19 protein-coding genes are annotated in these 26515 nt (G+C 72.7%); 12 read left to right on the top strand and 7 right to left on the bottom strand.

Features of this window, described 5'->3' with window-relative positions; translation table 11 throughout:
• The first annotated feature begins 110 nt into the window (after positions 1 to 110).
• The 7 genes from ACIPRD_RS21640 to ACIPRD_RS21610 all read left to right on the top strand — a co-directional run bounded on the left by ACIPRD_RS21640 (position 111) and on the right by ACIPRD_RS21610 (position 7866).
• Entirely contained in the window at positions 111 to 950 is an 840-nt protein-coding gene (locus tag ACIPRD_RS21640) for an NAD(P)-dependent oxidoreductase (protein WP_356398888.1), read from the top strand.
• A gap of 387 nt (positions 951 to 1337) precedes the next feature.
• Positions 1338 to 2108, top strand: coding sequence for a DeoR/GlpR family DNA-binding transcription regulator (locus ACIPRD_RS21635; protein WP_356398886.1), 771 nt, complete (start codon positions 1338 to 1340; stop codon positions 2106 to 2108).
• A gap of 181 nt (positions 2109 to 2289) precedes the next feature.
• Positions 2290 to 3666, top strand: coding sequence for an ABC transporter substrate-binding protein (locus ACIPRD_RS21630; RefSeq protein WP_401565109.1), 1377 nt, complete (start codon positions 2290 to 2292; stop codon positions 3664 to 3666).
• Complete coding sequence (locus tag ACIPRD_RS21625) at positions 3663 to 4610, top strand: sugar ABC transporter permease (protein ID WP_356398882.1); 948 nt, start codon at positions 3663 to 3665, stop codon at positions 4608 to 4610. Before ACIPRD_RS21630 ends, ACIPRD_RS21625 begins: the two co-directional genes overlap by 4 nt.
• The gene (locus tag ACIPRD_RS21620) at positions 4607 to 5512 is read left to right on the top strand and encodes a carbohydrate ABC transporter permease (protein WP_356398880.1); all 906 of its coding nucleotides are present in this window, start codon (positions 4607 to 4609) and stop codon (positions 5510 to 5512) included. The genes ACIPRD_RS21625 and ACIPRD_RS21620 overlap by 4 nt, the downstream gene beginning before the upstream one ends.
• On the top strand, positions 5509 to 6498 hold the full coding sequence (locus tag ACIPRD_RS21615) for a zinc-dependent alcohol dehydrogenase family protein (RefSeq protein WP_356398878.1): 990 nt from the start codon (positions 5509 to 5511) through the stop codon (positions 6496 to 6498). The genes ACIPRD_RS21620 and ACIPRD_RS21615 overlap by 4 nt, the downstream gene beginning before the upstream one ends.
• Positions 6499 to 6651: 153 nt before the next feature.
• Positions 6652 to 7866, top strand: a complete 1215-nt coding sequence (locus tag ACIPRD_RS21610) for a TerD family protein (protein ID WP_401565104.1) — start codon at positions 6652 to 6654, stop codon at positions 7864 to 7866.
• A 355-nt stretch (positions 7867 to 8221) separates the two neighbouring features.
• On the opposite strand, the gene ACIPRD_RS21605 is transcribed toward ACIPRD_RS21610, so the two are convergent.
• The gene (locus ACIPRD_RS21605) at positions 8222 to 9649 is read right to left on the bottom strand and encodes a hypothetical protein (protein WP_356398874.1); all 1428 of its coding nucleotides are present in this window, start codon (positions 9647 to 9649) and stop codon (positions 8222 to 8224) included.
• A 268-nt stretch (positions 9650 to 9917) separates the two neighbouring features.
• Between ACIPRD_RS21605 and ACIPRD_RS21600 the strand changes: the two genes are divergently transcribed.
• Positions 9918 to 11744 (top strand): endonuclease/exonuclease/phosphatase family protein, encoded by a 1827-nt coding sequence (locus tag ACIPRD_RS21600; protein WP_356398872.1) that lies wholly within the window; start codon positions 9918 to 9920, stop codon positions 11742 to 11744.
• 36 nt (positions 11745 to 11780) lie between these two features.
• On the opposite strand, the gene ACIPRD_RS21595 is transcribed toward ACIPRD_RS21600, so the two are convergent.
• Both ACIPRD_RS21595 and ACIPRD_RS21590 read right to left on the bottom strand, forming a co-directional pair.
• On the bottom strand, positions 11781 to 12524 hold the full coding sequence (locus tag ACIPRD_RS21595; RefSeq protein ID WP_401565101.1) for an SRPBCC domain-containing protein: 744 nt from the start codon (positions 12522 to 12524) through the stop codon (positions 11781 to 11783).
• A 158-nt stretch (positions 12525 to 12682) separates the two neighbouring features.
• Complete coding sequence (locus ACIPRD_RS21590) at positions 12683 to 13396, bottom strand: ArsR/SmtB family transcription factor (protein ID WP_401565098.1); 714 nt, start codon at positions 13394 to 13396, stop codon at positions 12683 to 12685.
• A gap of 172 nt (positions 13397 to 13568) precedes the next feature.
• Here ACIPRD_RS21590 and dapA point away from each other — a divergent pair, with 172 nt between their 5' ends.
• Positions 13569 to 14465: a 4-hydroxy-tetrahydrodipicolinate synthase gene (dapA, locus tag ACIPRD_RS21585; protein WP_401565095.1), complete on the top strand. Its 897-nt coding sequence runs from the start codon at positions 13569 to 13571 to the stop codon at positions 14463 to 14465.
• A gap of 193 nt (positions 14466 to 14658) precedes the next feature.
• On the top strand, positions 14659 to 15867 hold the full coding sequence (locus ACIPRD_RS21580) for a CapA family protein (protein ID WP_401565093.1): 1209 nt from the start codon (positions 14659 to 14661) through the stop codon (positions 15865 to 15867).
• Between the two features lie 106 nt (positions 15868 to 15973).
• Here the strand turns inward: ACIPRD_RS21580 and ACIPRD_RS21575 are convergent, their stop codons facing one another.
• Positions 15974 to 17197 (bottom strand): YncE family protein, encoded by a 1224-nt coding sequence (locus ACIPRD_RS21575; RefSeq protein ID WP_401565090.1) that lies wholly within the window; start codon positions 17195 to 17197, stop codon positions 15974 to 15976.
• Positions 17194 to 17742, bottom strand: coding sequence for a SigE family RNA polymerase sigma factor (locus tag ACIPRD_RS21570; RefSeq protein ID WP_401565087.1), 549 nt, complete (start codon positions 17740 to 17742; stop codon positions 17194 to 17196). Before ACIPRD_RS21570 ends, ACIPRD_RS21575 begins: the two co-directional genes overlap by 4 nt.
• A 699-nt stretch (positions 17743 to 18441) precedes the next feature.
• Between ACIPRD_RS21570 and helR the strand changes: the two genes are divergently transcribed.
• Positions 18442 to 20589, top strand: coding sequence for an RNA polymerase recycling motor ATPase HelR (gene helR / locus ACIPRD_RS21565; RefSeq protein ID WP_401565084.1), 2148 nt, complete (start codon positions 18442 to 18444; stop codon positions 20587 to 20589).
• Positions 20590 to 20737: 148 nt separating this feature from the next.
• On the opposite strand, the gene ACIPRD_RS21560 is transcribed toward helR, so the two are convergent.
• A complete protein-coding gene (locus tag ACIPRD_RS21560) occupies positions 20738 to 21340 on the bottom strand; it encodes a hypothetical protein (protein ID WP_401565082.1) in 603 nt (200 codons plus the stop codon).
• A 403-nt stretch (positions 21341 to 21743) separates the two neighbouring features.
• On the opposite strand from ACIPRD_RS21560, the gene ACIPRD_RS21555 reads away from it, so the two are divergent.
• Complete coding sequence (locus tag ACIPRD_RS21555) at positions 21744 to 25103, top strand: lectin (RefSeq protein ID WP_401565079.1); 3360 nt, start codon at positions 21744 to 21746, stop codon at positions 25101 to 25103.
• Between the two features lie 230 nt (positions 25104 to 25333).
• On the opposite strand, the gene dapD is transcribed toward ACIPRD_RS21555, so the two are convergent.
• Positions 25334 to 26326 (bottom strand): 2,3,4,5-tetrahydropyridine-2,6-dicarboxylate N-succinyltransferase, encoded by a 993-nt coding sequence (gene dapD / locus ACIPRD_RS21550; protein WP_401565077.1) that lies wholly within the window; start codon positions 26324 to 26326, stop codon positions 25334 to 25336.
• Positions 26327 to 26515: the final 189 nt, after the last annotated feature.

Here is a 26515-nt window from a genome sequence, read left to right as displayed (position 1 = left end):
CCGCACGCCGGACCCCTCTCTAGCGTGTCCACGCATGTGAATCACGTCCATGCACGCGGCCGTCGGACCAAGTCCCACAAAGGACTTCGAGGACCTCAAGGAGACCGAGGATGCCCGCTCCCCGCACGCTGCTGCTCACCGGCGCCGCCGGCGGCCTCGGCACCCTCATGCGGTCCCTGCTGCCCGCGTACGGCTACACGCTGCGCCTGTTCGACGCGCGCCCCGTGGAGGGCGAGCCGGACGCCGTCACCGCGGACCTCGCCGACAAGGAGGCGCTGCGCGAGGCGGTGCGGGGCGTGGACGCGGTCCTGCACCTCGCGGGCATCTCCCTGGAGGCGCCCTTCGAGAAGATCCTCAAGGCGAACATCGAGGGCACGTACAACCTCTACGAGGCCGCCCGCCGCGAGGGCGTGCCCCGGATCGTCTTCGCCTCCTCCAACCACGCCGTCGGCTACACCCCGGCCCCGCGGCCGGCCGGCCCCGGCTCCACCGCGGCCGTCGCCCCCGGCGACCTGATACCGGTGGACACCCCGCGCCGCCCGGACACCTTCTACGGTCTGTCCAAGTCCTTCGGCGAGGACCTCGCGCAGCTCTACTGGGACCGGCACGGACTGGAGACGGTCTCCGTGCGCATCGGCTCCTGCTTCCCCGAGCCCACGAGTGTGCGCATGCTCTCGCTGTGGATGAGCCCCGCCGACGGCGCCCGTCTCTTCCACGCGGCGCTGACCGCCGGGGAGGTCGGCCACACGGTCGTCCACGGCTCCTCCGCCAACACCCGGCTGTGGTGGGACCTGTCGTCCGCCCGGGCGCTCGGCTACGAACCCCGCGACGACTCCGAGCCGTACGCCGCCCGCCTGATCGCCGAGCAGGGCGAGCTGGACCCGGAGAACCCCGCCCACGGCCACCTGGGCGGCCACTTCGTGAACGACCCGCCGATCTGGCCGTACTGATCCGCCCCGGCGGGCCCGCATCCGGCACCCCCCCCCGGCATCCGCATCCGGCACCCGCATCCGGCGCGACCAGCGCCGCGCGAACACCGCGCCGAACGGCCCCGAGCAGGCCGAAAATGATCGTCCTCCACGGCGGGCGGGCAGCAAACGGGCCCGCCCGCCCCCCTGTTCGGGCACCCGCGCTGCCCGATCCCACGTCCCCGCGCACAGCCGCGCAGGTCCGAGGCGGGCACGAGCAGAACCGATCGGGCACATGCGGGCACCATCGGGCACGCAACAGGCCTGGTCACCGCCGCACACGCGCTGTAGAACTTTCCCCCGAGGGCCTCACCGGGCCCGAACGGGCACAGCAGGGCGACGCACAGCAAGGCAGGGAGGTGGTCGGCGATGACGGCGATGACCGCGGAGGAACGACAGCGCGAGATCGTCAAGGCCGCCCGCGGCACGGGGTCGGTCGACGTCACCAGGCTCGCCGCGGAACTGGGCGTGGCCAAGGAGACGGTACGACGCGATCTGCGCGCCCTGGAGGACCACGGGCTGGTACGCCGCACGCACGGCGGGGCCTACCCCGTGGAGAGCGCCGGCTTCGAGACCACCCTCGCCTTCCGTGCCACCAGCCATGTCCCCGAGAAGCGCCGGATCGCGGCCGCCGCGGCCGAACTGCTCGGTGACGCCGAGACCGTCTTCGTCGACGAGGGCTTCACCCCGCAGCTCATCGCCGAGGCGCTGCCCCGCGACCGCCCGCTGACGGTGGTCACCGCCTCCCTGGCCACCGCCGGGGCGCTCGCGGAGGCCGAGAACACGACGGTGCTGCTGCTGGGCGGCCGGGTCCGCGCCGGCACGCTGGCCACCGTCGACCACTGGACGACCAGGATGCTCGCCGGATTCGTCATCGACCTGGCGTACATCGGCGCCAACGGCATCTCCCGCGACCACGGGCTGACCACCCCGGACCCCGCGGTCAGCGAGGTCAAGGCCCAGGCGGTACGGGCCTCGCGCCGCAGGATCTTCGCGGGGACGCACACCAAGTTCGGGGCGGTGAGCTTCTGCCGGTTCGCCGAGACCGGCGACCTGGAGGCCATCGTCACCAGCACGCTGCTCCCGGCCGCCGAGGCTCACCGCTACTCGCTCCAGGGCCCGCAGGTCATCCGGGTCTGACCACCCCGCCGGATCCCCCGCGGCCCACCGCACCGCCCACGCACCACCGCACCGCCCGGCCGTCCGCCGTACCTCCGGCGAGCCGCACGGCCGGTCCCGCCTACCCGGGCACCGCTCGCTCCACCCCCTCACCCACCCCTTCCGCTTGCCGGGACCATCAGCGATCAGGAGTACCCCTTCCATGCGAACCCAGAGCCGACGAACGCCACGCGTCCTCCTCGCCGCGGCCGCCGCGGGAACGCTCGTCAGCCCCCTGCTCACCGGCTGCGCGGGCGCGGGCGGCGCGGGCGGAGGCGGATCGTCCGCCCACTCCGTCAACGTCCTGATGGTGAACAACCCGCAGATGGTGGAGCTCCAGAAGCTCACCGCCGCGCACTTCACCAAGGAGACCGGCATCAAGGTGAACTTCACCGTGCTGCCGGAAAACGATGTCAGAGACAAGATCAGCCAGGACTTCGCCAACCAGGCGGGCCAGTACGACGTCGCGACCCTCAGCAACTACGAGATCCCGATCTACGCGAAGAACGGCTGGCTCCACGACGTCGACTCCTACGTCAAGGGCGACAGCGGCTTCGACCAGCAGGACATCCTCCCCCCGATGCGGCAGGCGCTGACGGGAGCCGACGGCAAGCTCTACGGCGAGCCGTTCTACGGCGAGTCCTCCTTCCTGATGTACCGCAAGGACGTGCTGGAGAAGAAGGGCCTGAAGATGCCGGCCCACCCGACCTGGAAGCAGGTCGCGGACATCGCCGCGAAGACGGACGGCGCCGAGTCCGGGATGAAGGGCATCTGCCTGCGCGGCCTGCCCGGCTGGGGCGAGGTGATCGCGCCGCTGACCACGGTCGTCAACACCTTCGGCGGCACGTGGTTCGACAAGGACTGGAAGGCGCGGCTGGACTCCCCGGAGTTCAAGAAGGCCGTCCAGTTCTACGTCGACCTGATCCACAAGCACGGCGAGTCCGGCGCGGCCCAGTCCGGCTACGCCGAGTGCCTGAACAACATGACCCAGGGCAAGACGGCCATGTGGTACGACGCCACGGCCGGCGCGGGCTCGCTGGAGGCGGCCGGCTCCCCGGTCAAGGGCAAGATCGGATACGCGCCGGCCCCGGTCGACCGGACGAAGAGCTCCGGCTGGCTCTACACCTGGGCCTGGGGCGTCCAGAAGGCCTCCAAGCACCCCGACGACGCCTGGAAGTTCATCTCGTGGGCGTCCGGCAAGGGCTACGAGAACCTCGTCGGCAAGACGGCGGGCTGGGCGAACGTGCCCGCGGGCAAGCGCGCCTCGACCTACGACATCCCGGAGTACACCAAGGAGGCGGGCGCCTTCGCGGACGTCACCCGTGACGCCATCGCGGACGCGCGGCCGCAGGACCCGGGCGTGCAGCCCCGGCCCGCGCCCGGCATCCAGTTCGTCGGCATCCCCGAGTTCACCGACCTCGGCACCAAGGTCGCCCAGGAGATCAGCAGCGCGATCGCGGGCCGCGAGTCCGTGGACAGCGCGCTGAAGAAGTCGCAGCAGTACGCCGAGACCGTCGGCAAGAAGTACGAGGGATCATGACCGTGACGACATCGGCCCCGGTCGCCGCCGCCCCGGCGCGGCCGGGGGCCCGGCCCTCGAACCGCGTGCGCGCCTGGGCCACCCGGGCCCCGCTGCTGCCCGCGCTGGTCTTCATGGTCGTCGTGACGCAGCTGCCGTTCGTGGCGACCCTGGTGATCTCCTTCTTCAAGTGGAACGCCCTCTACCCCGACGACCGCCACTTCACCGGCCTGTCCAACTACGCCGATGTGCTCAGCACCCCCGAGCTGCGCCAGTCGATGTGGACGACCGTACTGCTGACCGCGTCCGTGGTCCTGGTCAGCGTGGCGCTCGGACTGGTGCTGGCGCTGCTGCTGGACCGCCGCTTCCGCGGCCGGGGCGTCGTACGCACCATGCTCATCGCCCCGTTCCTGCTGGTGCCGGTCGCGGCGGCCCTGCTGTGGAAGCACGTGCTGTTCAACCCCGAGTACGGCCTCTTCAACGGCGTACTGCACTGGCTCGGCGGGAACGGCGCGCCGCAGCCGGACTGGATCTCCGAGATGCCGCTGACGGCCGTCGCCGCCTCGCTGGTCTGGCAGTGGACGCCGTTCATGATGCTGATCCTGCTGGCCGGCCTGCAGAGCCGCGACCCCGAACTCATCGAGGCGGCGCGGATGGACGGCGCCGGCGACTGGCAGGTGTTCGTGCACATCACCCTGCCGCACATGCGGCGTTACCTGGAACTCGGCGTGCTGCTCGGTTCCATCTACATCGTGCAGAACTTCGACGCCGTGTTCACGATCACCTCCGGTGGTCTGGGCACCGCGAACCTGCCGTACACCGTCTACCAGACCTTCTACCAGGCGCACGAGAACGGCCTCGCGTCCGCCGCGGGCGTCCTCGTCGTCATCGGCTCGATCGTCCTCGCGACCTTCGCTCTGCGCGTCGTGTCGTCCCTGTTCCGTGAGGAGGTGTCCCGCGCATGACGACGGCCGTCGACTCCCCCTCCTCCCCCGCGTCCGCCACGCGCCGGACCGCGACCCCGGCCCGCCCGTCCCGTTCCGGACCCGGCCTGAAGGGCACCGTGCTGTCGGTGGCCGCCTGGCTGGCGGGCGTCCTGTTCGTGCTGCCCCTGCTGTGGATGGCCCTGACGTCCTTCCACTCCGAAACGGACGCGGCGACCAACCCGCCCTCCCTCACCGCCCCGCTCACCCTGGACAGCTACCGCGAGTTCTTCGGCCTGAACGGCGGCGCGAGCCCCTGGCCCTCGCTGATCAACTCGACCACGGCGTCGGTGGCCTCGACCGTGCTGACGCTGCTGCTGGCGCTGCCGGCCGCGTACGCGCTGTCGATCCGGCCGGTGAAGAAGTGGACGGACGTCCTGTTCTTCTTCCTGTCCACCAAGATGCTGCCGGCCGTGGCGGGCCTGCTGCCGATCTACCTCTTCGCCAAGGACGCCGGGCTGCTGGACAACATCTGGGCGCTGGTCGTGCTCTACACGTCCATGAACCTGCCGATCGCGGTGTGGATGATGCAGTCCTTCCTCGCCGAGGTGCCGGTGGCGATCATCGAGGCGGCGCAGATCGACGGCGCCAGGCTGCCCACGGTCCTCGGCCGCGTGGTGGCGCCGATCGCCCTGCCGGGCATCGCGGCGACGGCGCTGATCTGCTTCATCTTCAGCTGGAACGAGCTGCTGTTCGCCCGGGTCCTGACGGGCGTGGTCGCCGAGACCGCCCCCGTCTTCCTGACCGGGTTCATCACCAGCCAGGGCCTGTTCCTGGCCAAGGTGTGCGCCGCCTCGCTCGTCATCTCCCTGCCGGTGCTCGCCGCCGGGTTCACCGCCCAGGACAAGCTGGTCCAGGGCCTGTCGCTTGGAGCCGTGAAATGAAGGCCGCCGTCATCGAGTCCGTGGGCCGTGCCGTCGTCACCGAGGTCCCCGACCCGACCCCGGGCCCGCGCGAGGTGGTCGTCGAGGTGGCCGCCTGCGGCCTGTGCGGCACCGATCTGCACATCCTCCAGGGCGAGTTCGCCCCGAAGCTGCCGATCGTCCCCGGGCACGAGTTCGCGGGCGAGGTGGTCGGGGTGGGCACCCAGGTCACCGAGGTCGCGGTCGGCGACCGGGTCGCCGTGGACCCCTCGCTGTACTGCTACGAGTGCCGGTTCTGCCGCGACGGCCACAACAACATGTGCGAGCGGTGGGCCGCGATCGGCGTGACCACGGCCGGCGGCGCCGCGCAGTTCGCGGTGGCCCCCGTGGCCAACTGCGTGAAGCTGCCCGAGCACGTGCGCACCGAGGACGCGGCCCTCATCGAGCCGCTGTCCTGCGCGGTGCGCGGCTACGACGTCCTCAACTCCCGTCTCGGCGCCAACGTCCTGATCTACGGCTCCGGGACCATGGGGCTGATGATGCTGGAGCTCGCCAAGCGCACCGGGGCGGCGAACGTGGACGTGGTCGACATCAACGCGGCCCGGCTGGAGACCGCCCGGCGGCTCGGTGTCTCGGGCGCGGCGGAGAACGCCGACGAGCTGGAGCGCCCGCGGGGCTGGGACGTCGTCATCGACGCGACCGGCAACGCGGCCGCCATCCAGGACGGTCTGGGCCGGGTGGCGAAGGCGGGCACGTTCCTGCAGTTCGGCGTCGCCGACTACGCGACGCGGGTGACCATCGACCCGTACCGCATCTACAACCAGGAGATCACCATCACCGGTTCGATGGCGGTGCTGCACAGCTTCGAGCGGGCCGCCGACCTGTTCGCGAACGGGGTGCTCGACCCGGAGGTGTTCATCAGCGACCGCGTCCCGCTGGAGCGGTACCCGCAGGCGCTGGAGCAGTTCGCGGCGGGGGTGGGCCGCAAGATCGTCGTCGTGCCCTGAGCCGGGCCGGGGGCGCTGGGCCGATCAGGGCTCTGGCAGACCTGGGCGCCGGCAGACCGGGCTCCGGCAGACCGGGCTCTGGGCCGATCGGGGGGCGGGCCGCGGGTAAGGGAACGGCAAAGTGATGTCGTTCGTTCACCCGGCATGACAGCTATGACCCCTGGCTCGAACACCCCTCTGCCGGTCGCCCGGGTGACGGTGGACGTCACCGCCCCGGTGCGGCTCGACGTGTCGGGCCTGCTGCTCACCGCCGACGGCAAGGTGCGCTCCGACGACGACTTCATCTTCTACAACCAGCCCGCGGGACCGGGCGTGACGTACCGGTCCGGCGGGGGCACGGCGCCCGACGCGATCACGGTCGACACGGGTGCCGTGCCGCCGGACATCGAGAAGATCGTGGTCACGGCCAGCCCGGACGCGGCCGGCCAGACCTTCCAGGGCATCGAGCCGACGGCCACCGTCCGTGACGCGGACGGCGGCGCGGAGCTGGCCACGTTCACCCCGCCGCAGCTCGGCACCGAGACCGCGCTGGTGGTCGTCGAGATCTACCGCCGCGGCGGCCAGTGGAAGGTCCGCGCCGTCGGCCAGGGGTACGCCGACGGACTCGCGGGCATCGCAACCGACTTCGGCGTGTCGGTGGAGGAGCCCGCGGCCCCCGCCGCCCCGGCCGCCCCGCCCCGGCAGCCGGTCGCCCCTCCCCCGCCGGCCGCGCCGCCCGTCGCGCAGGCTCCGGCGGCCCCGCAGGCCCCGGCCGCTCCCCCGGCCCCGGCGGCCCCCGCGCCCGGCGCCGGGAAGATCAACCTCGACAAGGGCCGGGTCAGCCTGCAGAAGAACCAGACGGTGTCCCTGGTCAAGGGCGGGCGTCCGCTGCTCTCCCAGGTCAGGATGGGCCTGGGCTGGGAGCCGGCGTTCCGCGGCAAGGACATCGACCTGGACGCCTCGGTCATCGCCTACGGCCCTCAGCGCAACCACGTCGACAGCTGCTACTTCGGCAAGCTGACCATCCTGAACGGCGCGATCAGACACTCCGGCGACAACCTCACCGGCGAGGGCGGCGGCGACGACGAGGTGATCACGGTCGACCTCGGGCAGATCCCCCAGGACGTCACCGGCCTGGTCTTCACCGTGAATTCCTTCTCCGGCCAGAAGTTCACCGAGGTCGCCAAGGCCTACTGCCGCCTGCTGGACGCGGCCACGGGCGAGGAACTGGTCCGCTTCGACCTCACCCACGCCGAACCGCAGACCGGCGTGATGATGGCCAAGCTGGTCCGCCAGTACTCCGGCGAGTGGGACATGACGGCCCTCGGCGACTTCGTGAAGGCCCGCACGGTACGGAACATGAAGGAACCGGGCGCACAGGCGCTGTAACGCCTGCGGGGCGCCGCGCGGACCGGCCGGGCACGCTCACCGGCGCCCCGGGCCTGCGCTGCGCCGCCCGGGCCCCGGGCCGGGGGCACCGGCGGCGCAGGGCGGGAAGCGCGGGCCGGACCCGCCCGCCGCGGTCGCCTGGTGCGCTCCACGGCCGACGCGAGGCCCCGCGGGACCGCGGGGCCGGCCGCAGGGTCCTCCGGGTGACGGAGCGGCGGGCCGGCCTCATGGGCCTCCGCACGGGGAGCCGCACGTCGGGCCGTGCAGGCGGCCGCCCGCCGACCGGCCACCGACCGGCCGTCGGCCGCCGGCCGTCGGCGCCTCTGCCGCCCGGATGCCGGATCCCGGCCCGCGCTCAGCCCGCCTGCTGCGAGCGCGCCTTGAACGCGGCCTTGCGCGCCTCCTTGGCGACCCGCTTGTCCGGGTGCAGCCGTCCCATCGCCTCCAGCACGTCCGCGGTGTCGGGGTGCTCCACCCGCCACGCGGCGGCGAAGAAGCCGCCGTGCTGGGCGGCGAGACCCTCCACCAGGGCCTGGAGCTCCTCGGAGTTGCCCTCCGCCTGGAGCTGGGCGGCCACGGTGTCGATGGTCAGCCAGAAGACCAGGTCCTGCGAGGGCGGGGGCACATCGGCGGCGCCGCGCTCGCTCAGCCAGACCCGGGCGAGACCGCCCAGCTCGGGGTCGTCGAGGACCTCGCGCAGCGCCGGTTCGGCCTCCGCGCCGACCAGGGACAGGGCCTGCTGGCAGCGCAGCCTGCGCAGCGGCGCGCCGGTGTCGGCGCCCCGCGCGGCCGCGAGCAACTCGTGCGCCGCGGCCAGCGGTTCGCGCCGGGCGAGCCACTGCTCGGTCTCGGCGTGGGCGGCGGCCTGCCCGAAGCGGGCGGTGGCGTCGAGGAGCGCGTCGGCGCCCTTGTCGGCGAGTTCTCCGACGGCCGGGGCGTCGAAGCCCGCCTCCAGCAGACGGGCCCGCAGCCCGAACGCGCCGAGGGGCGTGAGGCGGACCATGCCGTAGCGGGAGACGTCGGTGTCGTCGACCGGCGCGGCGGGCTCCTCGTCCGCGTCGGCCATCAGCGCCTCGTCGACGGGCTGGTACTCCACCAGGCCGACGGGCTCCAGGAGCCGGAACTGGTCGTCGAGCCGCATCATCGCGTCGGAGACCTGCTCCAGCACGTCGTTGGTCGGCTCGTCCATGTCGCTGGGGACGATCATGGAGGCGGCGAGCGCGGGCAGCGGCACCGGGCCGTCACCGGATCCGTCCTCGCTGACGGTGAGCAGATACAGGTTGCCGAGGACGCCGTCGAGGAAGTCGGCCTCGGCCTCGGGGTCCCAGTCGAGCGACGAGAAATCGATCTCGCCGCCCTCGTCCATGGCGTCGACCAGGCCGTCGAGGTCGGGGACGCCCGCGTCCCCGATGGCGGTCTCCAGGGCGGCGAGCCAGACCGTGAGGACGTCCTGCGGGGACCCGCCGGTGAGGAGCGCCAGCTCCTCGCCCGCGGCGACGGTCCCGGCCTCCTCGTCGGTGATCTCGACCAGTCCGGCGTCCACCGCGACCCGCCAGGCCTCGCTGGCCGAGGCGGCGGCGTCGTCCCCGGTCAGCCCGAGCAGTTCGGCGGCGGCGGGCAGCTGCTCCTCGGCCAGCCCGCCGCCGGCGTCCACGCGGGTTTCGGGGCCCGCCCACCGGGCCAGCCGGGCGGCGCGGGAGAGCAACGGGGTGGACAGCGCGGCTCGCGCCAGCTCCGCTTCGGGGTGCAGCCGTACGGGCGGCAGGGGGGAGCTGTCTGACATCGGCTGGTTCTCCTCGGACACCGTGAAAGGACTCGGCGGCCAGCCTAGACGGATTTCCACCCATGCCGCCTGGTTCATCTGGCCGCCTCCGGCCGTACATGGCCGAAACCTTGACAACTCCCCACGCCAGGCTGGAGATTGACGCGCGTAGAAGTGGGGGGGACAACTGTTCACTCGACTCTGCGCGTGTCACTCAGGGCCACCGGCCCCCCACGCACACGCATCACCCTCGTCCCGGCGCTCACGAACATCCCCCGGAGGGATTCCCTTGCCGAGCAGGTCTTCCGCGCGTCTCGCCGCGCTCACCGTCGCCGCCGTCTGCAGCGCGGCGTCCGCCGTCGCCCTCACGTCGCCCGCGCACGCCGACTCGGTGCGCATCCACGACATCCAGGGCACCACTCGCATATCGCCGCTCGCGGGCCAGAAGGTGACGGACGTCCCCGGCATCGTCACGGCCACCCGCACCTACGGCTCCTCCAAGGGCTTCTGGCTCCAGGACCCGACGCCGGACGACGACCCGGCGACCAGCGAGGGCGTGTTCGTCTTCACCAGCTCCACCCCGAAGGCCGCCGTCGGCGACTCGGTGACGGTGACCGGCACGGTCTCCGAGTACGTCCCGGGCGGCGCGTCCACCGGCAACCAGTCGGTCACGGAGATCACCAAGCCGGTGATCACCACGGTCTCGACCGGCAACGCGGTCCCGGCGCCGACGGTGATCGGCAAGCACTCGGTGCCGTCCGAGTACACCCCCGCGGGCGACGCGGCGGCGGCCGGCTCGGTCAACGCCCTGCCGCTGGACCCCTCGCGCTACGCGCTGGACTACTACGAGTCCCTGGAAGGGATGAACGTCCAGGTCGCCGACGCCCGGGTGATCACCGCCACCGACCCGTACAGCGAGCTGTGGGTGACGGTGAAGCCGCACGAGCACCGCACCCACCGCGGTGGCACGCTCTACGGCTCCTACGACTCCCAGAACACCGGCCGTCTGCAGATCCAGTCGCTGGGCGCGACCGCCGACTTCCCGAAGGCGAACGTCGGCGACACCCTGGAGGGCGCGACCACCGGCCCGCTGGACTTCAACCAGTTCGGCGGCTACACCCTGGTCGCGGGGCAGCTGGGCACGCTGAAGAGCGGCGGCCTGGAGCGCGAGACGACCCGGAAGCAGTCGTCCCGCGAGCTGGCGGTCGCGACGTACAACGTCGAGAACCTCGACCCGTCGGACGCCACCTTCGGTCAGCACGCCGCCGCGATCGTGAACAACCTCCAGTCGCCGGACATCGTGTCGCTGGAGGAGATCCAGGACGACAACGGCGCCAAGGACGACGGCACGGTCGGCGCGAGCGCGACGGTGAACAAGCTGATCGACGCGATCGTCGCGGCGGGCGGCCCGCGGTACGACTGGCGCTCGATCGACCCGGTCAACGACCAGGACGGCGGCGAGCCCGGCGGCAACATCCGCCAGGTCTTCCTGTTCAACCCCGAGCGGGTGTCCTTCACCGACCGCGCGGGCGGCGACTCCACCACGGCCGTGGGCGTCACCCAGGTCCACGGCAAGGCGCAGCTGACGGCGTCGCCGGGCCGGATCGACCCGGCGAACGCGGCCTGGACCAGCAGCCGCAAGCCGCTGGCCGGTGAGTTCGTCTTCCGCGGCCGGACGGTCTTCGTGATCGCCAACCACCTCAACTCCAAGGGCGGCGACCAGCCCCTGACGGGGCAGTACCAGCCGCCGACGCGCAGCTCCGAGGTCCAGCGCCACGCGCAGGCGACCGAGGTGAACGCGTTCGTCAAGGACATCCTGGCCGCGCAGAAGAACGCGGACGTCATCGCGCTCGGCGACATGAACGACTTCGACTTCTCCGACACCGCGAAGATCCTGGAGGGTGACCACGCGCTCTGGTCGGCGATCAAGTCGCTGCCGAAGAAGGAGCGTTACACCTACGACTACCAGGGCAACGAGCAGGTCCTGGACCAGATCCTGATCAGCCCGGCGATCCGGCACGACGGGGACTTCGCGTACGACAGCGTGCACATCAACTCGGAGTTCAACGACCAGATCAGCGACCACGACCCGCAGGTGCTGCGCTTCCGCCCGTAGCCTGCGGACCGGGCCTGCCGGCGGCACGACCGGCTGTCAGGACCGGCCGAACACCCCGTTCAGCCAGTCCTGCCAGGCGGTCTCGTTCGCGCGGGCGTCGGCGTCCGGCGCGAAGTCGTGCACGCTGACGCCGAGCGGGGCGCCCCAGTGGCCGCGCCCGAAGAAGCGGACGAGGGCGCCGGACGTCCGCAGGCCGATGAAGTAGGGGCTGCGGTAGTCGAGCACGGCGTCCATGGGCCGGCCCGCCGGTCCCTGGACGCCGACCTCGGCCCCGGCGGCCGCGTCGTCGGCCAGGCCGAGGGCCTTGGCCGCCGCGGCGAGGCCTCCCGCGGTCGCCGACGCCGCGGGCCCGTTCACCTGGGCGAAGGCGACCGGAGCGGGCGCGAAGTGCGTGAGGTACTCGCACAGGGTGTGCAGATAGAAGTTGGTGTGCTTGCTCGCGCCGTCGTACTGGTTGTTCCAGTCGTCGGTGAAGATGCCGCTGTGCACATAGCGCACCCAGGCGCGGCGGCCCTCGTCGCGGGGCTCGATGGTGTAGTCGAGCTGGTTGAGCGACTGGGTCGGGAAGGGCACGTCCTCGCTGCGGCTGGTGTAGTGCCGGGGCGGGTCCCAGGCGGTGACGGTGGATCCGAAGGGACCCGCGCCGCCCACCCGCGGCTCCGGCGGCTCCATGGGCCACAGATAGCCACCGGTTCCGGTGGTGACCGCCTCCCACACCTTCTCGGGCGGAACGTCCACCTCGAACTCGCGGACGATCTCGAATTCCTTCTCCTGGGACATGAGGTCCCTCCTGCTCCGAAGTGTGAAGTCTGACGTGTGAAGTGCCGGCCTGCGGGATGCCGGGGCGGGGAGCCGGGCGGCGCCACGGGGCCTTGGGGCCTCGGGGCCTCGGGACCCTGGGGCCCTGGGGCCTCGGGGCCCCATCAGGTTCCCGGGGACTACGAGGCGTCCGGCTCCGGTGGGGCGCCGTCGTCCGGCTGCTCCGGTGGGCCGCCGATCCGCTCCGGCGGGGCGCCCTCGGCCCGTTCGGGCTGCTCAACCTGCTCGGGCTGCTCGACCTGCTCGGGCCGGTCGCGGACCGAAGGATGCAGGGCGACGACGATGCGGTGGTCGCGGCCGCCCTCCGCGCCGGGGGCGTCGTACTTGCGGATCAGCGCGCTCACGCCCGCCGTCAGCTCCTGCACGAAGGCCGCGCGGTCGGCGGCGGACGCGAAGCGGACCTCGCCGTCCAGGGCGTAGGTCGCCAGGCGCTTGCGGGCCCTGGCGGCGCCGGTGATCAGCGCGCCGACGTCCCGCACCAGGCGGGCGCCGACCGCGAGCAGCCAGCGCGCGGAGAGCTGGTCGCGGAAGCGGTCCGGGTCGGGCTGCACGGAGGCGAGGGCGGCCGGCGAGATGACGTACGACGCGGCGGTCGCACGCATCAGCCGCTCGGTCACATTGCCCTTGCGGCGCTCCCCCGCCAGTTCGACCAGGCCGTGCCGCTCCAGCGTCTTGAGGTGGTAGTTCACCTTCTGCCGGGGCAGTCCGACCCGGCCGGCCAGCATGGCGGCCGACGCGGGTCCGGCGGCCAGTTCGGCGAGGAGCCGGGCCCGTATCGGGTCGAGCGATACGGCCGCCGCCTCGGGGTCCTCGATCACGGTCACGTCCAGCATGCGCCCACCCTCGCACCGAAAACTTTTTTTGTCCAGGAGAGGGAAGCTGTCGGTGAGTCCACGGCGGCGACGCCGTCCGGCGGAGCGAGGCTCCACATCTCAGCACTGCTTACCGATATGACGTAGAAGATTTAAGTAGAGCTTCACGTTACGAGTGCCGACACTTGCCCGTATGACGAACCGACCCCGGCCCTTCGGCCGCACGCTCTGCGCGATGATCACCCCGTTCACCGAGACGGGCGGGCTCGACCTGGAGGGCGCGGGGCGGCTGGCCGCCCGGCTGGTGGCGGAGGGCTGCGACGGCCTGGTCCTGAACGGCACCACGGGCGAGTCGCCGACCACCACGGACGCGGAGAAGGCGGAGCTGATCGCGGCCGTACGGGACGCGGTCGGCGACGGCGTCCCCCTGGTGGCGGGCGTGGGCACCTCGGACACCCGGCACACCGTCGAACTGGCCCTCGGCGCCGGGAAGGCGGGCGCCGACGGGGTCCTGGTGGTGACGCCGTACTACAGCAGGCCGCCGCAGGAGGCGGTGGAGGCGCACTTCCGGCAGGTCGCCGACGCGAGCGGGCTGCCCGTGATGCTCTACGACATCCCCGGCCGCACCGGCACCCGGATCGAGCCGGAGACGATGCTCCGCCTCGCCGGGCATCCGCGGATCGTGGCGGTCAAGGACTGCTCCTACGACTTCCTCGGCACCCAGAAGGTGCTGGCGCGCACGGACCTGGCGTACTACGCGGGCTGCGACGAACACGTCCTCGCCCTGTACGCGGTCGGCGCGGCGGGCTGCGTGAGCACGGTGGCCAACGCCGTACCGGGCGCGGTGGCCGCCGTCTTGGACGCCTTCGACGCCGGCGACACGGCCCGCGCGGCCGAACTCCAGCTGCGGGCCACCCCGCTGATCGAGGCGATGACGGACGCCGGCCTGCCCGGCACCGTCACGGCCAAGGCCCTCCTCGCCCGGCTCGGCCTGCCCGCGGGACCGGTCAGGGCGCCCCTGCTGGCCGCCGGCCGGGAGGCGGCGGACGGACTGCTGGCACGGTACGGGGAACTGGTCGGCACGCTGTGAACGGCGGGCCGGGCGAAGGCGGACCGAGAGCGGAACCGGCACCGCACCGTCGCCGGAACCGATACCGGCACCGCCCCCGCCACGGGAACCGCCACCAGCACCGCCACAGGCACCGCCACCAGCACCGGCACCGGGAACACGCCGGAGGATCACGCTGCGTAGACGAGTGGGCTCCGCTTCGTAGCATGAGGCGATGATCAGGTCCGGTGGGCAGCGTCCTCGGCGGCGGGGCGAGCGGCAGGAGACGGAACGGGAACGGCAAAGGGCGGTGCGCCGCCGCGTGGGCGCGTTCGGCCTGGCCGGGACGGGTGTGCTGGTCGCCGCGGCGCTCGTGTCGCGCGCCGGAACGGCACACACGCCCTCCGCCGGTCCGGCGCGGCCCGCCGTACGGCAGACCGCGGTCCCGCGGGCCGGTGCCCCGGCGGCCCCGCGCCCCCTGGCCGACGTGCGGATCGCCGCCGTGGGGGACGTCGTGATGGGCTCGCTGCCGGACGACCTGCCCCCGGACGACGGCGCGTCGTTCTTCGAGCCGGTCGAGGACCTGCTGAGGGGCGATGTGGTGCTCGGGAATCTGGAGGGGACGCTCACCACCGGCGGCTCCAGCAAGTGCGAGTACATCGGGGGCCCGAACTGCTTCGCGTTCCGCGCCCCGCCGTCCTACGGCCACCGGCTCAAGCAGGCCGGGTTCACGGCCATGAACGTGGCGAACAACCACATCGACGACTTCGGGGAGGAAGGGCGCCGCGACACCTTCGACGCGCTGCGTTCCGTGGGGCTGCCCTTCACCGGCCGGCTGGGGCAGATCACCGTCCAGCGCGTGCACGGCGTCAGGGTCGCGCTGGTCGGGTTCGCGCCGGACGAGGGGGCGAACGACCTCACGGACATCCCGGCCGCGAAGCGGCTCGTCGCCAGGGCCGCCGCGGCGGCGGACCTCGTGGTCGTCACGATGCACGCGGGCGCGGAGGGCTCGGACCGCACCCATGTGGAGCCCGGCACCGAGTACTTCGCCGGCGAGGACCGGGGCGACAGTCACCGCTTCAGCCGTGCGGTGATCGACGCCGGCGCCGACCTCGTCGTGGGCAGCGGCCCGCACGTGATGCGGGGCATGGAGTTCTACCGGGGCCGGCTGATCGCCTACAGCCTCGGCAACTTCTCCGGCTACAAGGTGCTCGGCCTCGGCGGCACCCTCTCGACCAGCGGCGTCCTCCAGGTCACCCTCCACGCCGACGGCTCCTACGCCTCCGGACGCCTGCGGCCGACCCGGATCGTGCCCCCGGGCACCCCGGACCAGGGCGGCGACGCGATCGGCCTGGTCTCGAGCATGTCGGACGAGGACTTCGGCCCGTCCGCCGCCCGCATCTCGGAAGAGGGCACGATCGAACCCCCGCACCCGGAGCGGTAGCCGGCCGCTCGGCTCCCCGGCCCCGGCGCGGGCCCCGCCGCTGCCCGCCGGCCGGGAGACGGCCGGCGGACCGCTGTCGCTGCGCGAGGAGTCGACGGCCCTCCGATCACCGCTCGGCGAAGACGGGCTCCCAGCCCTTCTCGCCGGTCGCGGCAAGGGATGTCGAGCCGCTCAGCGGCACGGCCTTGTCGCTTCCGACGGTGACCAGCATGAGCCGGGGACGGTAGAGCCCCGCCCCCGGCGCCCTCTCCCAGGCGAGGAGGCGCCGGTCGTCCACCCAGGCGAGCAGTTGTGCGCCGCGCGCCCTGGCGGTCTCCTTGCCGGTGAGCGGGTCCACGATCCTGGACCACGACCTGCCCTTGGCCTCGGCCGTCACACCGAGCGCGGCACGCCGCCCGTCCGGGGAGAGCCGGGCGGGGATGTCCGCCCGCAGGAACCGCTCGTCCGCGGGCGCCGCGACCGCCTTGCCCGCGAGGTCGTAGAACCGCTCGCTGCCGTCGCTGCCGCTGACACTGCGGGTGTACACCAGCGAGCCGCTGCGGGAGAAGGCGAAATCCTCCTGGCCCTCGTCGTGGCGTCCGGGCACGACCTTGCTCCAGGTCTCCTCACCTGTGGCCACGTCGATGACCGAGAAGCCGGTACGGCTCGACACACCCGCCTGCGGAAGCCACGAGTCCGACGCCGATGCGGGCCCGTTCGTCGGGTCCGCCCTCTCGCGCAGGCCGGGATCCTCGCTGTACGTCGTCGCGACCAGCCTGCTCCCGTCGCGCGAGTACGCCAGTCCACCGGCACCGTGGCTCACGGGGATCCACCGTTCGATCCTGCCCGTGGCGAGGTCGAGCAGGCCGACGCGGTGGGCGGGCAGGTCGCGTTCCAGGACGGCGGCGGTCCTCCCCCCGGGGGCGACGGCGAGCGCTCTCCACCGGGGGTCCTCCCGGTACGTCCCGGTCCGCGGGTCCAGGAGCCAGTAGGTGCTCTCGTACACGCCCTTGCCGTCCGCCCGTACGCGGACGTGGCCGGTGCCGTACGCGACCAGCGCCACCTTCCCCGCGGCGATCAGATCCCGGGGCGGCGACTGGTCCGGGTGCGCCAGGACCCCGGACCCGCCGGGCACGCCCGCCGGACGTACGTCGCGCGGGCCCGGGTCCAGCAGCGGCGCCCTCACACCGACCCCGATCACCGCGACCGCCGCGGCGGCCGCGGCGACGAGCGCGCGGGTACGGCGACGCCGGCGGACGCGCAGCACCCGGTCGGCGAACCCCGGCAGCCCCGGGGCCTGTTCGGCGGCCTGCTCCCGCAGTGTCTCGCGCAGGATTTCCTCGACGTTCACGGGCGCACCTCCACGGGCGAGAAGTCACGGGACGGCTGCCGGCCGGGACCGTCGAACGCGGCCAGCTCGGGGGCGAGCGTGCGCAGCCGGGCCAGGGAGCGGTGGGTGGTGGACCGTACGGTGCCGACGGAGCAGCCGAGCAGCCGGGCCACGTCGGCCTCGGGCAGGTCCTCGAAGTAACGCAGCACCAGCACGGCGCGCTGGCGGGCGGTGAGCCGGGACAGGGCGGAGCGCAGCACGAGCCGCAGGTCGGCGGCGCCGGAGGCGTCCGGAGCGGCGGCCTCCGGCAGGGCGGCGACCACGACCTCACGGCGCGGCCACTTCAGCCGCCAGCGGCTGACCTGCTGCCGGTACAGGACCTGCCGTACGTAGGCCTCCGGCTCGTCGATCCGCTGCCACCGTCCGGCCGCCTTGACCAGGGCGTTCTGCAGCAGGTCCTCGGCGGCGTGCCGGTCCCCGCCGGTCAGCAGCACGGCCGTCCTCAGCAGCGCGGTCGATCTGCCGGCCACGAACTCCCGGAAACTCTCCTGCGCTTGGGCATCCATCGTCACCTTCTCTTCCCCGGCCCGGCCTGTCGTCCGGGCCCTGCATCCTGTGTGACGCGCGGGACGGCGTACGGCTATGCCTGTCCGGCAGGGGGAATCCGGATCACCTCGGCCATGGCGCCCGTACCGGCCTGCCGCGAGGGGGCATGGGGGCGCGGACGGGAGGCGCGAAGGGGGCGCGCGGCCCGGAGGGGCGGGGCGTTCGACGCCGTCAGGGCCCGCCGGGGAGACCGGGGGGCCGGAGGCGCCGGAGCCGGTCATCCGTCCGCGGCGGGCGGAAATGACAGCGGAAATGACAAAGGCAAGGAGGTCACGCGCTCCTTGCCACTCTCAACGTATAGCGCATGGGGGGCCTTGCGGCAAGGCCCCCTCGATGGCGCAGAATCGTCGGCCGAGACCGGGTGGACCCCCTCGGCGCCGTCGCACCGGGCCCCGGCTCCGGCCCCCCGAACACGTGGACCGGTGGACCCTCGCCCCCTCCCGGCCCGAACCCCCGACAGCCGCAGGTCCACGCCGGATCGCTGCCCGACCCGACCACGGGCCCGACCACCCCCGCCCGCCCCGCACACCACAACCACTCATCACTCGCCGCCCGCCACACACCACAACCACTCATGACCCACCACCCGCCACATGGATGACACGCGCGCCGGTCGCGAACGGCCCCGAGCGTGAGCGACCCCGATCGGAGCCGATGCCGTGACCCCGCTGACCACCGGTGTGTTCGACCTTCCGGACCGCCTTTCCGCCAAAGCCGACCCCGGGCTGATCGCCGCCGACGAGGAGCACTTCGCGGCCGTCGCGGAAAGCCTCGCGCAGAGGATCTCCGAACTGTCCGGCCTGCTCGCCGCCGAGCGCCGGGCCCCCGGCGGGGCGGGCCGGCAGGCACTGGACCGGGATGCGGAGATCCACCGGCTGACCGCTCGCCTGCGCACCCTTCGCCGCTTCGGCCTGGACCTGTGCCTCGGGCGCATGGTCGGCGCGGACAGCCCCGAGCCGGTGTACATCGGGCGGCTCGGCCTCACCGACAGCGCGGGCCGCCGGCTGCTGCTCGACTGGCGCTCCCCCGCGGCGGAGCCGTTCTTCGGCGCCACGCACGCCGACCCGATGGGGCTGGCGAGCCGCCGCAGATACCGCTGGACCGACGGCCGGATCGGCGACTACTGGGACGAGGTGTTCACCTCCGGCGGATTCTCCGGGCACGCCGCGCTCGACGACCAGTCCGCCTTCATCGCCACGCTGGGCGGCACCAGGTCGGACCGGATGCGCGACGTGCTCGGCACCATCCAGGCCGACCAGGACGCCGTCATCCGCGCGGGATCCCGGGGCGCCCTGGTCGTCGACGGCGGTCCGGGCACGGGCAAGACCGTGGTCGCCCTGCACCGGTCCGCCTACCTGCTGTACTCCGACCCCCGCCTGGGGCACCGTCGGGGCGGTGTGCTGTTCGTCGGTCCGCACCGGCCCTATCTGGCCTACGTCGCGGACGTCCTGCCCAGCCTCGGAGAGGAGGGCGTGCGGACCTGCACCCTGCGGGACCTGGTCGCCGAGGGAGCCACGGCGGCGGCCGAGACCGACCAGGAGGTGGCCCGCCTGAAGTCGTCGGCACGCATGGTGGGGGCGATCGAGAAGGCCGTCAGGTTCTACGAGGAGCCGCCCACCGAGGGGATGACGGTCACGACGCCCTGGTCCGACATCCGGCTGAGCGCCGGGGACTGGGCGGCGGCCTTCGACTCGGCGGAACCCGGCGCCGCGCACAACGAGGCGCGCGACCAGGTCTGGGAGGAACTGCTCACGATCCTGGCTGACAAGTACGGCGGGGACACGCCGGCCGAAGGGCTGCGCGAGTCGCTGCGCCGGAACAGGGAACTGTCGGCGGCGTTCGGCCGCGCGTGGCCGCTGATCGAGGCGGCCGACCTCGTCGGCGACCTGTGGTCGGTCCCCGCCTATCTGCGGATGTGCGCTCCCTGGCTGAGCCCCGAGGACGTCCGGAAGCTGCGGCGCGCGGACGCCCAGGCCTGGACCGTGTCCGACCTGCCGCTCCTGGACGCGGCACGGCAGCGGCTCGGCGATCCGGAGGCCTCGCGGCGCAGGCGGCGGCACGAGGCCGCCGTCGCCGCCGAACGCGCGCGCATGGACGGCGTCATCGACAACGTGCTCGCGGCCGACGATGACGGCGAGGGCGCGGTGACGATGCTGCGGGGGCAGGACCTGCGGGACACCCTGGTCGACGAGACCGCACTGCCGGGGGCCGAACCGGACCTGCTCGCCGGGCCGTTCGCGCACGTCGTCGTGGACGAGGCCCAGGAACTGACCGACGCCGAGTGGCAGATGCTGCTGCTGCGCTGCCCGTCCCGGAGCTTCACGATCGTCGGGGACCGCGCCCAGGCCCGGCACGGTTTCACGGAGTCGTGGCGGGAACGGCTGGAACGGATCGGCCTCGACCGGATCGAACTGGCCTCCCTGAGCATCAACTACCGGACGCCCGAGGAGATCATGGCGGAAGCCGAGCCGGTCATCCGGTCGGTGCTCCCCGACGCCAACGTGCCGCTCTCCGTCCGCACCGCGGGCGTCCCCGTCACCCACGGATCCACCGCGGATCTGGACACGGTCCTCGGCGCGTGGCTGGCGGCGCATGACGACGGGACCGCCTGCGTCATCGGCGCCCCCGCCTTCCCCGCGACGTCCCGCGTCCGCTCGCTGTCCCCGGAGCTGTCGAAGGGACTCGAGTTCGACCTCGTCGTCCTCGTCGACCCGGAACGGTTCGGCGAGGGCGTCGAAGGCACGGTCGACCGTTACGTCGCGATGACCCGGGCGACCCGGCGACTCGTCGTCCTCACCGGTCCCTGACGCCGTCCGGGACAGCACCCGGGCCGTACGGTGGGCCGCCCCGGCATCGGCCCCCTCCACGTCCGGGCCGAACCGGGCGTCAGGTGTCGGCCTCACCCCGGCACCTGACGCCTGACGCCTGACGCCTGACGCCTCCGGACGAGTCGGGTCAGAGGAGGTCGCGCCAGAAGGGTGCCGTTGCTCGTGGTTTCCAGCTCTCGCCCGCCTCGCCCCGTATCTCGTCGAACTCGCGGTGCATGTAGTCGACCAGGTCCAGCCCGTAGTAGATGATGTCGGTCTGCCACATCGAGAGCACCGGATGCCCGGAACTTCCCCGGCCGGCGGGCAGATACCGGTGGGCGTACACGGGCACGAGCACCGGCACGTCGAGCAGATGACGCCGCGCCGCGTCCAGGGCCGCCGCTCTGTCGGCCGGACGCTCGCCCCCGCCCTCGTACCAGAAGCTGCCGTGCTCGACATCGAGGAGAACACCTGCGACCGGCCAGGCGAGTTGATCGCGCAGGCTGTCCAGATCGCCGCCGCGCCACTCGGGCCAGGGCTTGGACCAGGTCTGCCCTTCCTCGGGCGGGACGTTGACCGGAAGGCCGGCCGCGAGGAACGCCCGGTGGTCGTCCGCGAACTCGAAGCCGAATTCGCGCTCGATGCGCTCGAACTCGGCGTCCGTCAGTCCGGGCTCGAACTCGTAGAGACCTGTCTCCGCCAGGCGGCGCGCCGCCTCCGCACCCCGGCGGGTTCCCTCGTCACTGATCACCGCGGCACGTTGACGCCGACCGGATGCCGTGGTCATCCGAGTTTTCACCGCCGGCGCGGGTCCGGTCCGAGGACGACCGGGTCCTCGACTCGCGGCCGAACGCCGCCTGCACACCCGGGGCTCTTGACCGAATCCGCCAATCAACTTCCTTACCAGAAAGTCCTGTTGGCCTCGTTGACACAGACTTGGCGCAGACGTTTCACTCGACTCTCGTGCGTGGCAACGTTGTCAGGACGCTCCGGAGCGGCCGGCACCGTCGCCTGCCGCCGGCGCCGCCGGTTCCCCGGTGCCGGCGGTACCTGATGTGCGAAGCACGAGCCGCTGTGGAGGCAGCCTGATGGTCCGACCTCGACGTTCTGGTGCACCACTCACCCCCAAGAGATTCCGCCGACGCCTCGCCCTGGTGTCCGTCCTGGGCCTCGTCGTACTCCCCGTTCCGGCGATCGGGGGCGCCCACGCCGCGACCGCCGGGACACCGGCCTTCGTGAAGGACCCCGCGTCCCTCGTGAACCCCCTCATCGGCACCTCCGGTGCGGTGGACACCTTCCCCGGACCCGACATGCCGGCCGGCATGGTGCAGTGGGGTCCGGACACCACACCCGACCGGCCCTCGGGCGGCGGCTACGAGTACGACGACAAGAAGATCTCCGGCTACAGCCTCACCCATGTCTCCGGACCCGGCTGCGGCGTCGCGGGCGACCTGCCCGTCCTGCCGGTGACCGGCGCGCTCTCGGGCAGCCTCGGCAACACGTCCGTCGGGTTCAGCCACGACGACGAACAGGCGGTCGCGGGCTCCTACCGGGTGACCGACGCGAACGGCGTCACGACCCGGCTGACCGACACCACCCGGGCCGGCCTGGGCACCTTCACCTTCCCCGCGGGACAGCAGGCGAACCTGCTGTTCAAGCTCAGCGGGGGCGCCACGCAGGTGGACGGGACACGCGTCCAGGTGGTGAGCGACAAGGAGATCAGCGGGGCGGTCGACAGCGGTCACTTCTGCGGCGCGGGCAACCGGTACACGCTGCACTTCGACATCAAGTTCGACCATCCGTTCATCGCGAACGGCACCTGGGTCGGGGGCACGATCAACCCCGGCGCGAAGACGCTGAAGGCGGGCAGGGCCCGGCAGGACCTTCAGGCGCACCCCTCGGGAGCGCTGAAGGAGAAGCACTTCACCGTCCCCGCGGCGCCCTCCCCGACCGTCCACGGCGGCTCCGCCTCCGCCCCCTCCCCGTCTCCCTCCCCCTCCGGCACGCCGTCCCCCGCTCCGGGCAGCGTCGGCAAGGGCGTGGCGGGCAAGGCCGTACAGCCGCCCACGACGGGCGCCAACGGCATGTACCTGACCTTCGACACCTCCTCGGACCCGACGGTGAGCGCGAAGGTCGGCATCTCGTACACCAGTGACGCGAACGCGGCGGCCAACCTCTCCGCCGAGATCCGGAACTGGAACGCCGACGCGGTGGCGCGCGCGAACCACGACGCCTGGAACACGGTGCTGGACAAGGTCCGGATCGGCGGCGGTACGCCGGACCAGCAGACGCAGTTCTACACCGCGCTCTACCACGCGCTGCTGCACCCGAACGTGTTCTCCGATGCCGACGGCCAGTACATGGGCATGGACAACCAGGTCCACAAGCTGGCGAAGGGACAGCAGGCCCAGTACGCCAACTACTCGGGCTGGGACACCTATCGCTCCCAGACCCAGCTGATGGCGATGGTCGAGCCGAAGGTCACCAGTGACGTGGTCACCTCGATGCTCAACGGCTACGACCAGACGGGCCTGCTGCCCAAGTGGGCCTCGAACAACGGCGAGAGCTACGTGATGGTCGGCGACCCGGCTGCCGGCATCATCGCCGGGGCGTACGCCTTCGGGGCCCGGGACTTTGACACCGACAAGGCGCTCGCGGCCCTCCAGCACGAGGCCGCCTCCCCGAACAACGACCGCCCCGGCGAGTCGGTGCGGGACGCCAAGGGCTACCTGCCGCTGGACGAGAACGACTACGGCTGCTGCAACTTCTACGGCCCCGTCTCCACGCAACTGGAGTACGACTCCGCCGACTACGCCCTCGCGTCCTTCGCGAAGTCGCTCGGGAAGACGGCCGACTACCGGAAGTTCGCCACCCGCGCCCAGGACTGGATGAACGTCTTCGACCCGCAGACCGGCTACATGCACGGCAGGAACAAGGACGGCCAGTTCGTGGGCGGGTTCGCCGCGAGCACCTCCAACGGCTTCGTGGAGGGCACGTCGGCCCAGTACACGCCGATGGTCCCCTTCAACCTCCAGCAGCTCATCCAGGCCCGGGGCGGCGCGAAGGCGTACTCGTCCTACCTGGACAGCCTGCTCGACGACATCGCCCGGCCGGGCGGCACCGACGCCGACCTGAGCAACGAGCCCAGCGTGGAGATCCCCTGGGAGTACGACTACACGGGCGAGCCGTGGAAGACCCAGGCGGCCGTCCGCGACGCGCAGCGGAAGCTGTACTTCAACGCCCCGGTCGGCTCGTTCGGCAACGACGACCTCGGCGCGATGAGCTCCTGGTACGTCTGGTCCGAGCTCGGCATGTACCCGGAGACCCCGGGCACCGACACCCTGGCGCTCGGCAGCCCGGTGTTCCCGGTGGCCGAGGTGACCTTCGCGGGCGGCAGGACGGTGCGGATCGACGCGCCGCAGGCCGCGCCCGACGCGCCCTACGTCCGGTCGCTCGACGTCAAGGGCAAGGAGTGGAAGACCTCCTGGCTGACGTACCAGCAGCTCAAGGGCGCGGGCACGGTCGCCTTCACGCTCGGCACGCAGCCGGACACGACCTGGGCGTCCGGTCCCTCGGCGGCGCCGCCGTCGGACACCACAGGCGGCGGCCGGGTGCTGGCCGCGACCGGGCCCACGAGCGACGGCCTGGTGCTCCAGCCGGACGCGTCGGGCGACGGCACGCTGAACCTGACCAACCTCGGCGACACGTCCGTCACGGTCGACTGGAAGGCGACGGCACCCGCGGGGGTCACGCTGGACACGACGTCCGGCTCGGTGACCGTACCGGCCTCGGGCAGCGCCGAGGCGAAGGTACGCGTGACGGCGGGCGCGGACGAGGGGACGTACCCGGTGACGTTCGCGCTGACCGACCACGGCAGCGGGGCGGCGCTGAACGGGGCGGCCCTGCGGGTCGCCGTGGCCAAGGCCGGTGCGCTGTGGCCGTACGCCACCAACGAGGGCGTCTACCCCGACGGCGCGACCTTCTCGGGCGGCTTCGACGGCGGCGGCTGGTCGTTCTCGCAGAACGCGCTGTCGGCGGCGGGCGTCCAGAGCGGCGGGACCGTCACCGTCGACGGCGTCCCCTACCTGTGGCCCACGGTGAAGTCCGGCCAGGTGGACAACCTGGAGATGGCCGGCCAGACCATCCCGATGGCCGCCGGCACCTCGGGCGCGTCGCTGGGCCTGCTGGGCACGGCGACCAACGCGTCGACCGACGGCAGCGGGGTCTCCGGCACGCTGACCGTCACGTACACGGACGGCACCACGGCCAGGGCGACGGTCGGCTTCTCGGACTGGACGCTCAACGCCGGTTCGACCAAGCCGATGCCGGGTGACACGACGGCCGTCACCACGGGCTACCGGAACACCGGCAGCGGCGGCCGGGACGGCGTGAAGACCTACGTCTTCGCCACGAAGGTCCCGCTCGACCCGGCCAAGCAGGTCGCCTCCCTCACCCTCCCCGTCACCGGCTCGACAGGGACGGACCACCTGTTCGCCTACGGCTTCGGGCAGTAGACGGCGGCCACGAAAGCGGCGGGCCGGCTCCCGGGCACGAACCCCGGGAGCCGGCCCGCCGTAAGAGGACTGACCTCAGCCCGGAACAGGCAGGGACAGCACGGCGCTCACGCACGAGCGCCCTCCCGGGCCGCCCCTGTACCGGGGCTCACGGGAGGGCGCTCGCCGACCGCGATGCGACGGCAGTCGGGGACCGGCTGCGTGAAGAGCCGAGCTCCGGCCGTCCCACCTCAGTTGTGGCTGTGCAGGACCTCGTTCAGGCCGCCCCAGACCGCGTTGTTGGGGCGGGCCTCGACCGCGCCGGTGACCGAGTTGCGGCGGAAGAGGATGTGGGAGGCGCCGCTCAGCTCGCGGGCCTTGACGATCTGGCCGTCGGGCATCGTGACGCGGGTGCCCGCGGTGACGTAGAGGCCGGCCTCGACCACGCACTCGTCGCCCAGCGCGATGCCGACGCCCGCCTCGGCGCCGATCAGGCAGCGCTCGCCGATGGAGATGATGACGTTGCCGCCGCCGGACAGCGTGCCCATGGTGGAGGCGCCGCCGCCGATGTCGGAGCCGTTGCCGACGATGACGCCCGCGGAGATGCGGCCCTCGACCATCGACGTGCCGAGCGTGCCGGCGTTGAAGTTGACGAAGCCCTCGTGCATGACCGTGGTGCCCTCGGCGAGGTGGGCGCCCAGCCGGACCCGGTCCGCGTCGGCGATGCGGACGCCCTTGGGGGCCACGTAGTCCGTCATGCGCGGGAACTTGTCGATCGAGGTGACCTGGAGGTGCAGGCCCTCGGCGCGGGCGGCCAGGCGGACCTTCTCGACGTCGTCGACGGCGACCGGGCCGAGCGAGGTCCAGGCGACGTTGGCGAGGTGGCCGAAGATGCCGTCCAGGTTCTGGCCGTGCGGCTTGACCAGGCGGTGCGAGAGCAGGTGCAGGCGCAGGTAGGCGTCGTGCGCGTCGGCCGGCTTGTCGTCGAGGGAGGCGATGACCGTACGGACCGCAACCACCTCGACGCCGCGGCGGGCGTCCGGGCCGATCGCCGCGGTCGCGCCGGCGCCCAGGAGCTCCACGGCCCGCTCGGCGGAGAGCCGCTCGGTGCCGGCGGGGCCGAGGTCCTCGGCGGCGGCCAGCTCGGGAGCCGGGAACCAGGTGTCGAGAACGGTGCCGTCGGAGGCGAGGGTGGCAAGGCCGGCGGCGACGGCGCCGGTGGTACGGGAAGCAGTGTCGGTCATGCGGAAAACCTAACGTGAGGGACGTCGCCGGGCCTAACCGACGCCGCCCCGGCGCCCCGAGGCCGGCCCGACGCCCCGACGTCCCGACGCCGGCCCGACGCCCCCGCGCGGGCCCCCGCACCCGGCGCGGGCGGCCCGTACCCCCCTCCACCACGGCCCGTACCCCCTCCGCTGCGGGCCGCCCGGACG

The sequence above is a fragment of the Streptomyces sp. NPDC090108 genome (assembly GCF_044747185.1).
Classification (GTDB): Bacteria; Actinomycetota; Actinomycetes; order Streptomycetales; family Streptomycetaceae; genus Streptomyces.
The sequence above is the reverse complement of the archived record's forward strand: the minus strand, read 5'-3'. Positions and strand labels throughout refer to the sequence as shown.

Excerpts from the sequence above, each read along its gene's own strand:
- ACIPRD_RS21640 (WP_356398888.1), top strand. The coding sequence starts at position 111 with ATGCCCGCTCCCCGCACGCTGCTGCTCACCGGCGCCGCCGGCGGCCTC.
- ACIPRD_RS21635 (WP_356398886.1), top strand. The coding sequence starts at position 1,338 with ATGACGGCGATGACCGCGGAGGAACGACAGCGCGAGATCGTCAAGGCC.
- ACIPRD_RS21630 (WP_401565109.1), top strand. The coding sequence starts at position 2,290 with ATGCGAACCCAGAGCCGACGAACGCCACGCGTCCTCCTCGCCGCGGCC.
- ACIPRD_RS21625 (WP_356398882.1), top strand. The coding sequence starts at position 3,663 with ATGACCGTGACGACATCGGCCCCGGTCGCCGCCGCCCCGGCGCGGCCG.
- ACIPRD_RS21620 (WP_356398880.1), top strand. The coding sequence starts at position 4,607 with ATGACGACGGCCGTCGACTCCCCCTCCTCCCCCGCGTCCGCCACGCGC.
- ACIPRD_RS21615 (WP_356398878.1), top strand. The coding sequence starts at position 5,509 with ATGAAGGCCGCCGTCATCGAGTCCGTGGGCCGTGCCGTCGTCACCGAG.
- ACIPRD_RS21610 (WP_401565104.1), top strand. The coding sequence starts at position 6,652 with ATGACCCCTGGCTCGAACACCCCTCTGCCGGTCGCCCGGGTGACGGTG.
- ACIPRD_RS21605 (WP_356398874.1), bottom strand. The coding sequence starts at position 9,649 with ATGTCAGACAGCTCCCCCCTGCCGCCCGTACGGCTGCACCCCGAAGCG.
- ACIPRD_RS21595 (WP_401565101.1), bottom strand. The coding sequence starts at position 12,524 with ATGTCCCAGGAGAAGGAATTCGAGATCGTCCGCGAGTTCGAGGTGGAC.
- ACIPRD_RS21590 (WP_401565098.1), bottom strand. The coding sequence starts at position 13,396 with ATGCTGGACGTGACCGTGATCGAGGACCCCGAGGCGGCGGCCGTATCG.
- dapA (WP_401565095.1), top strand. The coding sequence starts at position 13,569 with ATGACGAACCGACCCCGGCCCTTCGGCCGCACGCTCTGCGCGATGATC.
- ACIPRD_RS21580 (WP_401565093.1), top strand. The coding sequence starts at position 14,659 with ATGATCAGGTCCGGTGGGCAGCGTCCTCGGCGGCGGGGCGAGCGGCAG.
- ACIPRD_RS21570 (WP_401565087.1), bottom strand. The coding sequence starts at position 17,742 with ATGGATGCCCAAGCGCAGGAGAGTTTCCGGGAGTTCGTGGCCGGCAGA.
- dapD (WP_401565077.1), bottom strand. The coding sequence starts at position 26,326 with ATGACCGACACTGCTTCCCGTACCACCGGCGCCGTCGCCGCCGGCCTT.